Annotated in this window: 12 protein-coding genes; 10 read left to right on the top strand and 2 right to left on the bottom strand. The window is 45.8% G+C overall.

Annotated features, from left to right (window positions below; genetic code table 11):
* The first annotated feature begins 46 nt into the window (after positions 1-46).
* The 7 genes from ABUA47_RS05725 to ABUA47_RS05695 all read left to right on the top strand — a co-directional run bounded on the left by ABUA47_RS05725 (position 47) and on the right by ABUA47_RS05695 (position 8818).
* On the top strand, positions 47-649 hold the full coding sequence (locus ABUA47_RS05725; RefSeq protein WP_005832814.1) for a sugar O-acetyltransferase: 603 nt from the start codon (positions 47-49) through the stop codon (positions 647-649).
* A 66-nt stretch (positions 650-715) separates the two neighbouring features.
* Positions 716-1627 carry a LytTR family DNA-binding domain-containing protein gene (locus ABUA47_RS05720; RefSeq protein ID WP_008665300.1) on the top strand — a complete coding sequence of 304 codons (912 nt, stop codon included), beginning with the start codon at positions 716-718 and terminating at the stop codon, positions 1625-1627.
* Between the two features lie 137 nt (positions 1628-1764).
* Positions 1765-3690 (top strand): TonB-dependent receptor plug domain-containing protein, encoded by a 1926-nt coding sequence (locus ABUA47_RS05715; RefSeq protein ID WP_035448983.1) that lies wholly within the window; start codon positions 1765-1767, stop codon positions 3688-3690.
* 27 nt (positions 3691-3717) lie between these two features.
* Entirely contained in the window at positions 3718-4131 is a 414-nt protein-coding gene (locus tag ABUA47_RS05710; RefSeq protein ID WP_008665305.1) for a DUF2141 domain-containing protein, read from the top strand.
* 85 nt (positions 4132-4216) lie between these two features.
* Positions 4217-6904 (top strand): transglutaminase domain-containing protein, encoded by a 2688-nt coding sequence (locus tag ABUA47_RS05705; RefSeq protein WP_035448981.1) that lies wholly within the window; start codon positions 4217-4219, stop codon positions 6902-6904.
* A 51-nt stretch (positions 6905-6955) separates the two neighbouring features.
* Positions 6956-7753, top strand: coding sequence for a TrmH family RNA methyltransferase (locus ABUA47_RS05700; RefSeq protein ID WP_008665308.1), 798 nt, complete (start codon positions 6956-6958; stop codon positions 7751-7753).
* Between the two features lie 27 nt (positions 7754-7780).
* Entirely contained in the window at positions 7781-8818 is a 1038-nt protein-coding gene (locus ABUA47_RS05695; protein WP_035448979.1) for an alcohol dehydrogenase, read from the top strand.
* 59 nt (positions 8819-8877) lie between these two features.
* On the opposite strand, the gene ABUA47_RS05690 is transcribed toward ABUA47_RS05695, so the two are convergent.
* Both ABUA47_RS05690 and ABUA47_RS05685 read right to left on the bottom strand, forming a co-directional pair.
* Positions 8878-9888, bottom strand: a complete 1011-nt coding sequence (locus tag ABUA47_RS05690) for a GGGtGRT protein (protein WP_025833460.1) — start codon at positions 9886-9888, stop codon at positions 8878-8880.
* An 18-nt stretch (positions 9889-9906) separates the two neighbouring features.
* Positions 9907-10608, bottom strand: a complete 702-nt coding sequence (locus ABUA47_RS05685; protein ID WP_005832778.1) for an iron-sulfur cluster assembly scaffold protein — start codon at positions 10606-10608, stop codon at positions 9907-9909.
* A gap of 444 nt (positions 10609-11052) precedes the next feature.
* Between ABUA47_RS05685 and ABUA47_RS05680 the strand changes: the two genes are divergently transcribed.
* The 3 genes from ABUA47_RS05680 to ABUA47_RS05670 all read left to right on the top strand — a co-directional run bounded on the left by ABUA47_RS05680 (position 11053) and on the right by ABUA47_RS05670 (position 13851).
* Positions 11053-11550, top strand: coding sequence for a DMP19 family protein (locus ABUA47_RS05680; RefSeq protein ID WP_008665373.1), 498 nt, complete (start codon positions 11053-11055; stop codon positions 11548-11550).
* Positions 11551-11644: 94 nt separating this feature from the next.
* The gene (locus ABUA47_RS05675; protein WP_230583275.1) at positions 11645-13330 is read left to right on the top strand and encodes a tetratricopeptide repeat protein; all 1686 of its coding nucleotides are present in this window, start codon (positions 11645-11647) and stop codon (positions 13328-13330) included.
* 143 nt (positions 13331-13473) lie between these two features.
* Entirely contained in the window at positions 13474-13851 is a 378-nt protein-coding gene (locus tag ABUA47_RS05670) for a hypothetical protein (protein WP_349824506.1), read from the top strand.
* Positions 13852-13938: the final 87 nt, after the last annotated feature.

Below are 13938 nucleotides of genomic sequence, written 5' to 3'. Positions count from 1 at the left end.
CTATACATTAGAGTTTTGTATTTTTGTCCGCAAAAACAGGATGCGTATGAAAACAGAATATGAAAAGTGCATGGCTGGCGAACCTTTTATAGGAAGCAGGGATCCGAAAATAGTGGAGATGATTTTGCGTACAAAACGTCTCCTGGCACAATTCAATGCCACAGATTATGCCGATAGCAAGCGCAGGAGGGAGTTGTTGTGTGAGATGTTGGGACATGTAGGCAAGAATGTGCATGTGGATATTGACTTCCATTGTGAATGTGGCAAGCATATTTTTATGGGCGACAAGGTAATTGTCAACATGAATTGTACCTTTGTGGACAACAATCGTATTGACATAGGTAGCAACGTCTTAATAGCCTCTAATGTACAGATATATACGGCAACCCATTCTACCAAAGTAGATGAACGTATGGTGCAGGACTGTCCGGAAGAACAAGAAATCTGCCGTACGTATGCCTTACCTGTACGAATAGAGGATGGAGTATGGATTGGTGGAGGGGTTGTCATTTTGCCTGGTGTCACCATCGGGAGGAACAGCGTTATCGGGGCGGGGAGTGTGGTTACCCGTTCTATTCCTGCGAATTGTGTGGCAGTGGGAAATCCTTGTCGTGTGATAAAACAGATTGATAATATAGTATCTGTATGAGCATGTGTTGAGTAAATGTATTATCTTTGCATATATTACCATGTAAACAAGAGAGACTATATACTTATGGGGAAATTGGTGGAACTTTGGCGGAGTCCTTATCCTACGTTTTATCAACGCTGGAAGGCAGTAGTGATACCTTCGGCCATTATTTTTCTGATATTATATATACTTCAGCCGTTCGGTATTTCCCGGATAAAGGGAAGTGTGTTTGGGGTGGTTGCCGGTTCTGCATTGATTGCGGCAGGTGCTTCGGGAGTTTTCACCTATTTGCTTCCGGCATTATTTCCTGCTTATTACAAGGAGCAGAACTGGACATTGGGTAAGCATGTGTTGAATTTGCTGCTGATGTTGTTGCTGATAGCAGTGGGGATTTGGGCCTATCAATCATGGTTGATGGGAATGTGGTTGGACAAGCGGTTGTTCTTTCTGGCTTTGTCTTGGGTAATGGTGCTGGCACCTTTTCCTACCATATTTTTTCTGATGTGGAACCGCAATTTGCAACTGACCCGCAATCTGAAAGAAGCTATGGAGATGAACGGTCACCTTTCAAGGAGAATATCCCCGGAAGTTGGGATAGCGAGCTTGGAAGACAAGGTGTTTTCCTCGGAAGAAGCGTTGGTGTTTGCCGGTGGCACCAAAGAAATGCTGGAAGTAAAGGCCGGAGATTTCCTTTATGCAGAGGCAAAGGGGAATTACGTAAAAGTAGGTTACCGTTCAGATTCGGATAAAGAAAAGAAAATTACATGGAGATTGTTGCGTGCCACCATGAAGCAGGCAGAGGAAGCTGTCTCTGCTTGCCCTTTTATTATCCGTTGCCATAGGGCCTTTCTTGTAAACATCCGGATGGTGGTGAAAGTAGATGGAAACTCTCAGGGATATAAGCTGAATCTGGAGGGTTGCGAAGAAGATGTTCCGGTTTCACGCGCATACGCCAAAGAGGTGAAAGCATTGATTGAAAACCGAACAAAGAGTTAGTCACTCGTCACAGAAATACGTTGTTCGTCACAAAGAGTTTGTTGGTTGTCACATATCCGGGCTGTCTGTCCCGGATATTTTTTTGTCTTATACCCTTCCTTTATGTTTGCGGCAGGAAACACAACGAATGTAAAGATATGAAACGGGAAACAGTCTTTGGGATATTGGGTGTATTACTTTATACACAGCCTTCCGTAGCGCAGAAATCAGTGACCGATACAGTACGTCTGAATTTTAATATAGACAGTGTCGCTTTGGAAGAAGTAGTGGTAAAAGGAGCCAGAACTCCTGCTGCCAACAGCCGTTGGAGCGATATGCATCCGGTGGAACTGGTCACGGTGGGCGGTGCGAACGGTGATTTATACAAGGCATTGCAGACTTTGCCCGGTACGCAAGTGCAGGGTGAAACCGGTGAATTGCTGGTACGTGGTGGAGGCAGTTACGAGACGCAGACTTTTATTGATGGAATGCATGTACTGAATCCCTATACTTCGAACGGAATAAATACCCCTGCTCGCAGTCGTTACTCTACATTTATGTTCAGTGGGGTAAACCTTGCTTCGGGAGGCGCTCCACAAGAATATGGAGAAGCGCTTTCGGCAGTCTTGCCATTGGAAACAAAAGATTACAGCAAGGTCGATAAAGTCGGAGTGAACGCTTCCGTTGTCGGTGTTGGTGGAGGGGGCACAAAGACTTTTGACAGAGGATCCTTGTCTGTTGACTTGAATTATCAGAACCTGGGTTTGTATGACAAGGTTTATTCGGGCAGGAGGGATTTCGAGAAGCCTTACCGGATGTTTTCCGGAGCTGTCCAGTTCCGTTATACTCTTGATGAAAGAGTGGTATGGAAGGTTTACGCACAATACGACCGGACGGACTTTTCCACTTACGAAGGGGATAACCGCAGATTGTTCGGGCTGGGTGAAGACAATATCTATGTAAATGCAACCTTTCGCAGGCATACTTCCGGAGAGTGGAGTTGGTTTGCAGGGGCGGCCTATTCTTACTATAACCGGAGAATCGGAGGAGCAGTTGTTTCGGGTGATAACTGGCTGGAACGTCAGCAAGAGACGCATCTGAAGGCTAAAGTTTCCAAACGGCTGTCATCGGTATTCCGCCTGGATATGGGGATAGAGAGCTATATCCGCAATTACGGGAATCATTATCTGTTGTGCGGGACGGATGACAGCAATCGCATGTCGCCTACCATTGGTGCGGGTTTCTTTTCGATGGCTTATTATCCGATGGAACAATTGAAGATGGAGTTTTCTTTTCGCACGGAATACACTTCTCCGAACCGTAAGATGAATTTCTCTCCCCGGCTGGCGGCGAACTATTATTGGGGAAACATGATGCTGTCGGGGATTGTAGGGCGATACACACAGTTGCCCGAGAACAACTGTCTGGTGCGTCGGCCGCAGTTGATGTCGGAAGTATGTATGCAGTACAATTTGGGCGTTCAGTACGACTATGAAGGGCGTTTCTGTAAAGCTGAACTTTATTATAAGGATTATGACCGTCTGGCATTGGAGGAAACGGATGCCGATACGAAAGCTGTATTCTTGACCTCCAACGGTTATGGACACAGCAAAGGCATAGACTTGTTCTTCCGTGATAGAGCGTCCTTCAAGAATCTGGAATACCAGTTATCCTATACCTATAATATAGCCAAACGTAAATATCGGGAGTATCTGGAACTGACTACTCCTCAGTATGCTACACGGCATAATGCAGCCTGGGTGGTGAAGTATTCCTTGCCTCGCCTGCGTTCCATTGTCAGCGTGACCGACCGTTTCAGTAGCGGACGTCCTTATCATAACCCCATGCTGCCGGGTCTGATGAACGATGAAGTGAAGCCTTATAACAGTCTGGATTTGGGTGTGACCTTCCTGGCAAGCAAGAAGGTAATCATCCATGCTTCCACCAGCAATATCCTTTGCCGGAAGAATGAGTTCGGTAAGGTGGATAACAAGGCTGTCCTGGCTTCCAGCGACCATTTTTTCTATGTAGGAGTATATGTGACTTTAGGCAAGAAGGCCGCCTACGATGTATCCAATTTTTAGACAATAACCCTTTTTAAATAAACAAAGATGAAAGCAATGATTATTTTTTTAGTATTTGTAATGCAAAGTGCCGCCCAGCTGCTCTTTGCCCAGAACCTGACTATTGAAGTGTGTGACATTGAAAAGGTGGAGGGGCATCTCTATGTCGCCATCTACAATTCGGAAGAAACATTCATGAAGAAACCCTTGACCGCCTTCCGGATAGATGTGAAAGATACGTCGCTCTCCATTCCTTGCCAGGGGTTACCTACGGGTACGTATGCCATTTCGTTGTTTCAAGACGAGAACGGAAACGGGAAACTGGATACTGCCGTTTTCGGCATTCCTACAGAGAAGTACGGGTTCAGCAATGATGCTCAAGGCGTTATGGGTCTGCCGTCTTATGACAAATGCAGCTTCACTTTTTCCGGAGACACGACTTTGGTGATACATCTGAAGTAGAGTGATTATGTAAGTAAAACGGGAATTAATTTTCTTTTGCGGACGATTTACACTATTTTTGTGGCTCAACCTTAATAATTGCGTTATGAAACGAGTTGCACGACTTCTGGGATTTCTCGGACTGGTATGTTTGCTTGCCTCTTGCGGCAAACGTTCTTTCATTACAGACACTTCTTACCGCCAACGTGTGGAGCAAGACTTCAATCAAAAAAAAGAAAGGTTGCCGCAGGGCGATTTGTTTGCCATATTCGATACGGACTTGACGTCGTACGAACGCGAAGCTTTGGAGTTCCTTTATGCCTATATGCCTTTGGCAGACATTGCCGATTATTCCGGAGAATTTCATCTGATGAACGTGCGCGCCTCCCAAAAGGCTGCCGATGAGATGCCTTGGGGAAAAGTTATTCCTGAGGATTTGTTTCGTCATTTTGTGCTTCCGGTGCGGGTCAACAATGAGCATCTGGACAGTGCACGGGTAGTGTTTTACGAAGAACTGAAGAATCGTGTCAAGTCTCTGTCCCTCTATGATGCCATTCTGGAGGTGAACCACTGGTGCCACGAGAAGGCTATCTATACTCCCTCCGATGCCCGTACCAGTTCGCCTTTGGCAACGGTACGCACGGCATACGGGCGTTGTGGCGAGGAATCTACCTTGCTGGTTGCCGCCTTGCGTTCGGTGGGTATCCCTGCCCGTCAGGTCTACACACCCCGGTGGGCGCATACCGACGACAATCATGCGTGGGTAGAAGCATGGGCAGACGGGAAATGGTATTTTCTTGGAGCCTGCGAACCCGAACCGGTACTCAACCTTGGTTGGTTCAATGCTCCGGCCAGTCGCGGTATGCTGATGCATACCAAGGTCTTCGGACGTTATGAAGGAGCGGAGGAAGTGATGTCTGTCACTCCTACTTATACGGAAATCAATGTAATCGGTAACTATGCACCGACGGCTAAGGCCACAGTTACGGTCATGGACGGACATGGAAATCCGGTGTCTGATGCTTGTGTGGAGTTCAAGCTCTATAATTATGCGGAGTTCTATACTGTAGCCCGGAAGCAGACCGATGCAGAGGGAAAGGCTTTTTTGACGGCCGGTAAGGGTGACATGCTGGTATGGGCTTCCAAAGACGGAAAATTCGGCTATGCCAAACTGTCTTTCGGTAAGGACCATGAACTGGTTGTGAAGATGGATAAGACTGCCGGCGACGGCCATGCGGTAGATTTTGAACTTGTGCCTCCCCCCGAAAATGCGGAGTTGCCGGCGGTTACGCCCGAACAGCGTGCGGCGAATGACCGCCGCATGGTCCATGAAGATTCCATCCGCAACGCTTATGTGTCTATGTTCATGACGGATGAGACGGCGCGTTATTTTGCCCGGCGGTACAAGCTCGACGAAGATGCCGTTTCACGGATACTGGTCGCTTCCAGAGGAAACCATCGGGTCATTGCCGACTTCATGGCACGGTTGCGCTCTGAAAAGTCCAAAAGAGGAGGTCTGGACCTGCTCCAACGGATTTCGGCAAAAGACCTCCGCGACGTTACACTGGAAGTTCTGATGGACCACATGCAATCCCGTATGTGCAAGAATGCCGACCATTTCCGCAGATATGTGCGCAATCCACGCGTAAGCAACGAGATGCTGACCCCCTATAAAGGATTTTTCAAGAAAGCCGTCTCAAAGGAAGATGCTGAGGCATACAAGGCAGAACCGATGAAACTGGTGGCATGGGTGGCCCAAAATATCCGGGTAGACAATGACTGTAATTTGGGAGGGGCTCCCATTTCTCCGGAAGGGGTCTGGAAGGCCCGTGTGGCTGATGCCCATAGCCGTGACATTTTCTTCGTCTCCATGGCACGCAGCATGGCAATCCCTGCCCGTATCAACGGAGTGACCGGCAAAGTACAGTTGATAGGGGATGATGGTGCGATGGATGTGGACTTGAACCATCATTCGGAAGAGCCGGTCTTTATGGCAGAAGGAATTGCTTCGAAGGGAAAGTTGGTGGCTTCCTATAAGCCTATCCGTTCGTTGGATAACCCGAAATACTATTCTCATTTCACTCTTTCCAAACAGACCCCGCAGGGCAGTTTGCAATTGCTTTCCTATGACGAAGGCGATGCAGATATGGGCGGCGGTACTACATGGAGCAATCTGCTGAAGGAAGGAACAGCTCTGGAGGCCGGAGATTATGTTTTGGTGACCGGTACACGCCTTGCCAGCGGTGCGGTACTTTCTAAAACCACCTTTTTCAATATTCTGCCGGAGAAGACAACGGAAATTGAATTGGTGATGCGCGAGAGCGAGGATGAGGTGCAGGTTATCGGGAACTTTAATTCGGAGTCTCTCTTCACTCCGCTGCCGGACGCCGGCTCCGCAGCCCGGCAGAGTCTGCTGCAGGCTTGTGGGCGCGGTTACTTTGTCGTAGGCATTCTGGGTGTCAATCAAGAGCCAACCAATCATGCGTTGCGCGACATCGCTTCATTCAAGGCTGATTTGGAGAAGTGGGGGCGTAAGATGGTGTTGCTGTTCCCTGATGAGTCCAAAGCCGGCAAGTTCGCCCGCGAGTCATTCCCCGATTTGCCCTCTACCATTATTTATGGTATAGATACGGACGGTATCGCTGCGCAGATTGCAGAAAGTATGAAGCTGAAGCACAAAGAGAGCCTGCCGGTATTCATCATAGCCGATACTTTCAATCGGGTGGTCTTTGTATCGCAAGGATATACCATCGGACTGGGAGAACAACTGATGAAGACAATAAAGGGGTTATAGGGCTTTCTGCCATGAATTGTAAATAGTAATCGTCAAATAGTAAATCATCCGATGCCTGTTATCGAAATATCATCTTTGACCCATCCCGGTGTGGAGATATTCAGTACCCTTACCGAAGCCCAGTTACGCAATCGCCTTGAGCCGGACAAAGGGCTGTTTATAGCTGAGAGTCCTAAGGTTATCAAGGTGGCTCTGGATGCCGGCTACGAGCCTTTGGCCTTTTTGTGTGAGCACAAGCACATCTATGGGGATGCTGCTGAAATCATTGAGCGTTGTGGCGATATACCCGTCTACACAAGCGGTAGGGAATTGCTTGCCGAGCTGACCGGCTACGTTTTGACGCGTGGTGTTCTTTGTGCCATGCGCCGTCCGGTTCCGAAGAGTATGGAGGACGTCTGCCGGGGAGCCCGGCGTATTGTGGTTATTGACGGGGTGGTGGATACCACCAATATTGGGGCCATCTTCCGTTCGGCGGCAGCTCTTGGCATGGATGCTGTGCTGTTGACGCGTAATTCCTGCGATCCTCTGAACCGTCGTGCGGTCCGGGTTTCAATGGGAACGGTTTTTCTTGTGCCGTGGACGTGGATGGACGGTCCTCTGGATACGCTCGGTGAGTTGGGTTTCCGTACGGCGGCCATGGCGCTTACGGACAATTCCATTTCCATAGACAATCCCGTTTTGAAGACCGAGCCCCGGTTGGCTATTGTGATGGGTACTGAGGGAGATGGTCTTTCGCACGAAGCGATTGCGGGAGCCGACTATGTGGTTCGTATCCCCATGGCGCACGGTGTAGATTCGCTGAACGTGGCGGCCGCAGCGGCTGTTGCTTTCTGGCAACTTCGCGTTTAGAAGTGATAACTCAAAAAAGCATATATTATGTTGGCATATACTTATATTGAACACGGAAAGTTCGGATTGCTTGAGAAACCGATACCGGTATTGGAAGATGCACGTGATGCTATTGTGCGGGTGACACTGGGTAGCATATGCACCAGTGACTTGCATATAAAGCATGGAAGTGTACCGCGCGCCGTACCCGGAATTACGGTAGGACACGAAATGGTGGGCATCGTAGAGCAGGTGGGTGCCGAAGTTGAGTCGGTAAAGCCCGGCGACCGTGTGACTGTGAATGTGGAGACTTTTTGTGGTAAATGTTTCTTTTGTCGTCACGGATATGTGAACAACTGTACCGACACCAATGGCGGTTGGGCTTTGGGGTGCCGTATCGATGGCGGCCAGGCGGAATATGTACGTGTGCCTTATGCCGACCAGGGACTGAACCGTATTCCCGATACGGTAAGCGACGAGCAGGCGCTCTTGGTAGGCGATGTGTTGGCCACCGGCTTCTGGGCTGCCCGTATCTCCGAAATAACCGAGGAAGACACTGTACTCATCATCGGTGCCGGGCCGACGGGTATTTGTACCCTGCTTTGTTCCATGCTGAAGAAGCCCCGTCGCATTATTGTCTGCGAGCAGTCGGCCGAAAGAATCCGTTTTGTCCGCGAGCATTATTCGGAGGTGCTGGTCATTGGGCCGGAAAACTGCAAAGACTTTGTGAGGAAGCATAGCGACCATGGTGGGGCAGATGTCGTACTTGAAGTTGCCGGCACGGAAGATACTTTCCGCTTGGCATGGGAGTGTGCCCGTCCCAATGCCATTGTCACCATTGTGGCGCTTTATGACCAGCCTCAGTTATTGCCCTTGCCGGAGATGTATGGCAAGAATCTTGTCTTCAAGACCGGTGGTGTGGATGGGTGCGATTGTGCCGAGATACTGCGCCTGATAGCGGCGGGACAGATAGATACCACACCGCTTATCACACATCGTTTCTCGTTGGAGGAAATTGACGAAGCCTACCGTATTTTTGAGAATAGGCTGGAGGGGGTGATAAAGGTGGCGATTGTGGGTAGATAGAAAAAGAGGATAGCCAATGAAGGCTATCCTCTTTTTCTATGTAATTATTTACTTGCTACTTACTTGCTCAAAGCCTGAGCCACGTCAACCGCACAAGCCACTGTACATCCTACCATCGGGTTGTTACCGATGCCGAGGAATCCCATCATTTCCACGTGAGCAGGAACTGATGAAGAACCAGCGAACTGAGCGTCTGAGTGCATACGACCCATTGTGTCAGTCATACCGTAAGAAGCCGGTCCGGCAGCCATGTTGTCCGGGTGCAGAGTACGACCAGTACCACCACCGGATGCCACTGAGAAGTACGGCTTGCCAGCCAATACGCGTTCTTTCTTATAAGTACCTGCAACCGGGTGTTGAAAGCGGGTCGGATTCGTAGAGTTACCAGTGATGGATACATCCACGCCTTCTTTCCACATGATAGCCACACCTTCGCGAACATCGTCTGCACCGTAGCATTTTACTTTGGCACGGGGACCGTCGCTGTATGCGATTTCACGAACTACTTTCAGTTCACCTGTATAGTAATCGAATTGAGTCTGAACGTATGTAAAGCCGTTGATACGAGAGATAATCTGTGCAGCGTCCTTGCCGAGACCGTTCAGGATGCAACGCAGAGGTTCTTTACGTACTTTGTCTGCTTTAGCGGCAATTTTGATAGCACCTTCGGCAGCAGCGAATGACTCGTGACCTGCCAAGAAAGCGAAGCACTTAGTCTCCTCGCGCAGCAACATGGCAGCCAGGTTACCATGACCGATACCAACCTTACGGTCGTCGGCTACAGAACCCGGGATACAGAATGCCTGCAGGCCGATACCGATAGCTTCGGCAGCTTCAGCAGCGTTCTTGCAGCCCTTCTTGATAGCGATGGCACAACCTACAACGTAGGCCCACTTTGCATTTTCAAAACAGATAGGCTGAGTTTCTTCACACGTCATATAAGGATCAAGTCCATGAGCTTCGCAGATAGCGTTAGCCTCTTCGATGTCTTTGATGCCGTTTTCGTTCAGAGCAGCGATGATCTGCTTGATACGACGGTCTTGACTTTCAAATTTCACTTCTCTAATCATATTCTTTTCCTCCTTATATTATTCGTGACGTGGGTCAATGTGTTTAACTGCTCCTTGTTCTGCTGTTACGCGTCCGTAAGTACCGGTAACTTTCTTCAAAGCTTCGTTTGCGTCAGTTCCCTTCTTGATTTCATCCATGAACTTGCCCAGGTGAACAAACTCGTACCCGCAAATTTGGTCGTCCTTGTCCAGGAATACATTCTTGATGTAACCTTCGGCCATTTCCAGGTAACGGGGACCTTTAGCCAAAGTACCGTACAGTGTACCTACCTGGCTGCGCAGACCTTTACCCAAGTCTTCCAGACCGGCACCGATAATCAAACCGCCTTCAGAGAAAGCAGACTGAGTACGACCGTAAACGATTTGCAGGAAGAGTTCGCGCATAGCTGTGTTGATAGCGTCGCAAACGAGGTCAGTATTCAATGCTTCGAGGATAGTCTTTCCCGGGAGGATTTCTGATGCCATAGCAGCAGAGTGAGTCATACCGGAGCAACCGATAGTCTCAACCAAAGCTTCCTGGATAACGCCTTCCTTTACATTGAGGGTTAATTTACATGCACCTTGCTGAGGAGCACACCAGCCAATACCGTGTGTCAGACCAGAGATGTCAACAATTTCTTTAGCTTTTACCCATTTACCTTCTTCGGGAATAGGAGCCGGTCCGTGGTTAGGACCTTTCTTCACAACACACATGTGTTCCACTTCGTGTGAATAAGTCATAATTAGCTCTTTTTTTAAGTGATATAATTAAAAAAAACGTAGTCCACTTTTATTAGTCGGGTGCAAAGTTAGTTGTTTTCCCCGTTTCTGCCAACTGTTCAATTTGACTTTTTTATTAAAAAGAAGTAATAAGAAGCTGAATTTCTGCGGAATGTAAAGTGGAGTTTGCAGTTGACTGTTTTTTCTCGTCTCTGATAGGGTTTGTGAATCAATAAGGTATGTGCTTGTCAATCAGGAAGTAATTTTGCCAACCCCTTGCTTGCGTCTTGGCAAACTTTTGCCATGCCTATGGCAAAGTTTTGCCAACACGGTGGCAAAGTCTTGCCAATGGTAAGGCAAAATCCTGCCAACTGGTTGGCAAGGCGAAGAAAATAAAGGGGAGTCCGTGTTTGACTATGACTGCAAAGTCTTACCTTTGTGGCACAATTAAATAAAATACAAACTATGATAGAAGTTACAGATGTGGCATTGCGCCAGGCTGCCGGTGAAGGGATGGATGCATTCATCGGCGTATTCACCGGTGCTTATAAGAAAGAAATAGGCGGAGAAATGACTGCCGGGACGATGTCTTTGCTTACCGGTGAACAGCATTCATTGTTGGCCTATCAGATATTCCGTGATGAAGTGATGGAAGGGGGCTTCTGCCAACTGATTCAAAATGGTTATGGCGGTTATATTTTCGACAATCCGTTTGCCAAAGTGATGCGTTTGTGGGGAGTGGGCGATTTGAGCAAGTTGGTTTATGCTGCCAAGAAAATATACGATAGCCATCGTGACGACTTGGAACGCGAACGCACAGACGAGGAATTTATGGCAATGTACGAGCAATATGAGGCTTTCGATGAACTGGAAGATGAATTTTTGGAAAAAGAGGAGGAATATACAGCTTTGGTTGCCGGCTATGTGGATGAGCATTTGGAGCTGTTTGCCAAGATTGTGTGATAGAGAGTAACGAGGAAAGGCATATTAGCCTATACCCATTCTTGCCTTTCGGTATTGGAGAGATGTGCTATCTGAAAGCTAAAATATGCGAGCTATGAATGCCGGGATGAAAAATGGAATTAATTTATTGATGATTCTTGTATTGTTTATCTCATGTGTACAAGAAAAAGAGGACAATAATGTCTTAAGACGTGTGGAAGCGTGTATGGAATTATTTCCTGATAGTGCCTTGTCGCTTCTGAGTCAAATTGAATGTCCCGAATGTATGAGAGGACAACAGAGAGCAGATTATGCTTTGCTTTTAACGCAGGCTTTGGATAAAAACTATTTGGATAATTTGCAGTCAGACTCATTGATAATGATAGCGGTAGAATATTATAAACAGGAAGGTGATAAATTGAAGGCAGGGAAGGCTTACTTTTATTATGGAAAAGTGATGTTGTTAAAGGAGCGCTTCTCAGATGCTATGCAGGCTTATCTGGAAGCATCGAGTCTCTTGGAAGAAACTAGGGATTATAAAGTACAAGGGATGGTCTGGGAATATATAGGGTATTTGAACTCGGTTCAAGGATTGTATGAAAATTCTATAGACAATTTTAAACATTCTATCAGGTACTATGAACTGGCGAGTGACAGACGTCGTATTTTATATGGTTATAGGAATATGGCAAGAGGCTATTTTTCGGTACATCATAATGATAGTGCAGGTTGGTATGCTGAAAAAGGGCTTGTGTTGAGTGACACTGTTAGTGGTATGAAGGCATCTTTTCTACATTTATTAGGACTTATTGCCAATAATGAAAAACGATATCCACAAGCAATAGAGTATTTTTCAAATGCAATGGAAGTTTGTGATAATTTAAATGATAAATATCGTTATAGTTTGTCTTTGGGACGTGTTTATTCTGAAGTAGGTCAAAAGAAAAAAGCTGAAGATTGTTTTGTTACTTGTATCAATGCAACTAATATTTTTGTGTCTTCGGGTGCATATTACTATTTGGCTGATATGCATAAAAAAGATGGTAATTATTTGAAAGCGTTTTTGTATAAAGAGAAGTCTGATTCATTATTAGAGGTGACTCGTAATGCTGAACTGCAAAAGCAGTTGTTGGATTTGCAGAATAAGTATGAAAATGATAAGCTTATTTTGGAAAATAAACAGATAAGGCTGGAAAATGAGAAACAGACTTATTTTTATTTGTTTTTATTTGTATTCATATTAGGGTTGGGCATCATCGCTTTCTTTCTGGTTAGGAAAAGGTATCGAACAAAATTGTTGCGTAATGTCGAGATTATTGGAAATAATAATGCAATTATTAATAGATATGCTTGTAGAATTGCAGAATTGGAGAATGTGAGCTTACAAGAACGTCAGGCTAAAAAAGAGGAAATAGGAATCCTGAATAGAAAAATCCTTTGTTTAATAGCAGAAAATAAGCGAGTATGTGAGAATTCGAGTGTTGACGCCTTGTTTGTATTAGAGGAATTGAAGCAAGGAAATTTGATTATTAGTAATATGACTATTGCTGAACGGCAACATATATTTGACTTTCTGGATTTGGTTCATGCGAATTTTATTACTCGACTTAAACAAGAGTTTGATTTAACAAAAAATGAATTATTGTTGGCTGCGTTGCTGAAAGTGGGATTCTCTAACAAGCAATTAATGATTGTTTTTGATTGTGAAATGAAATCCATATATAAAAACAGACAAAGACTAAAAGCAGATTTAGGACTTACTAAGAATGATTCTTTAGAGCAAATGATAATGATGTATTGAGAAAAAAACGTTTTTTTGTCCTATATGTTTCTTTGTAGTGTGTTGATATATAATTTATTACCTACCCTATTTTTGTCCGCATAGTTATTGCTGAATTATTGTTGAATAGTCCCTAATTTTGTATAAATAAAAAATGAAAGACTATGAAACTGAAAATTATCTTATCTGTATTGTTGTTATTTTCTTTATTAAAGGTCGATGCTAATCCTTTGGTCGACATAAGTATTGCTTCTGGAAAAGAAGAAGTCTTTTTGCATTCAAATGATATTCCTTTTGAAATTCTGACTACGGGAAAAGAAGATGGAAGCCGTTCCGTTATACCATTAGTGCCATTTGTTGTATTCGTTGAAGATTCTAATTATTCCGTGGAATTGGATTTTATGGAAGGAATCGGGGTAGTGGAAATTGCCATTTCCCAAAATGGTTCTGTGATTTATTCTTCTTCCGAGAATATTCTATCTCCCCTTCGGAAATATTTGCAACTTCCTTTCGGAGTATCAGGGGAGTATTGTATAGAGTAAGCATTCGAACAAATGCACCTTTTACACTTTGAGGTTTGGTTGTAGCTTTGCGGCAGTGAATACAATCAAACCTCAATTATTATGAAC

Source organism: Bacteroides sp. RTP31139st1_H2_RTP31139_211217 (genome assembly GCF_040227615.1).
GTDB classification, from domain to species: Bacteria; Bacteroidota; Bacteroidia; order Bacteroidales; family Bacteroidaceae; genus Bacteroides; species Bacteroides uniformis.
The sequence above is the reverse complement of the archived record's forward strand: the minus strand, read 5'-3'. Positions and strand labels throughout refer to the sequence as shown.

What these genes read in the sequence shown, in the direction of transcription:
- ABUA47_RS05715 (WP_035448983.1), top strand. Translation starts at nt 1,765, where the DNA reads ATGAAACGGGAAACAGTCTTTGGGATATTGGGTGTATTACTTTATACA.
- ABUA47_RS05690 (WP_025833460.1), bottom strand. Translation starts at nt 9,888, where the DNA reads ATGATTAGAGAAGTGAAATTTGAAAGTCAAGACCGTCGTATCAAGCAG.
- ABUA47_RS05670 (WP_349824506.1), top strand. Translation starts at nt 13,474, where the DNA reads ATGAAACTGAAAATTATCTTATCTGTATTGTTGTTATTTTCTTTATTA.
- ABUA47_RS05700 (WP_008665308.1), top strand. Translation starts at nt 6,956, where the DNA reads ATGCCTGTTATCGAAATATCATCTTTGACCCATCCCGGTGTGGAGATA.
- ABUA47_RS05705 (WP_035448981.1), top strand. Translation starts at nt 4,217, where the DNA reads ATGAAACGAGTTGCACGACTTCTGGGATTTCTCGGACTGGTATGTTTG.
- ABUA47_RS05710 (WP_008665305.1), top strand. Translation starts at nt 3,718, where the DNA reads ATGAAAGCAATGATTATTTTTTTAGTATTTGTAATGCAAAGTGCCGCC.
- ABUA47_RS05720 (WP_008665300.1), top strand. Translation starts at nt 716, where the DNA reads ATGGGGAAATTGGTGGAACTTTGGCGGAGTCCTTATCCTACGTTTTAT.
- ABUA47_RS05675 (WP_230583275.1), top strand. Translation starts at nt 11,645, where the DNA reads ATGAATGCCGGGATGAAAAATGGAATTAATTTATTGATGATTCTTGTA.
- ABUA47_RS05695 (WP_035448979.1), top strand. Translation starts at nt 7,781, where the DNA reads ATGTTGGCATATACTTATATTGAACACGGAAAGTTCGGATTGCTTGAG.
- ABUA47_RS05725 (WP_005832814.1), top strand. Translation starts at nt 47, where the DNA reads ATGAAAACAGAATATGAAAAGTGCATGGCTGGCGAACCTTTTATAGGA.
- ABUA47_RS05680 (WP_008665373.1), top strand. Translation starts at nt 11,053, where the DNA reads ATGATAGAAGTTACAGATGTGGCATTGCGCCAGGCTGCCGGTGAAGGG.
- ABUA47_RS05685 (WP_005832778.1), bottom strand. Translation starts at nt 10,608, where the DNA reads ATGACTTATTCACACGAAGTGGAACACATGTGTGTTGTGAAGAAAGGT.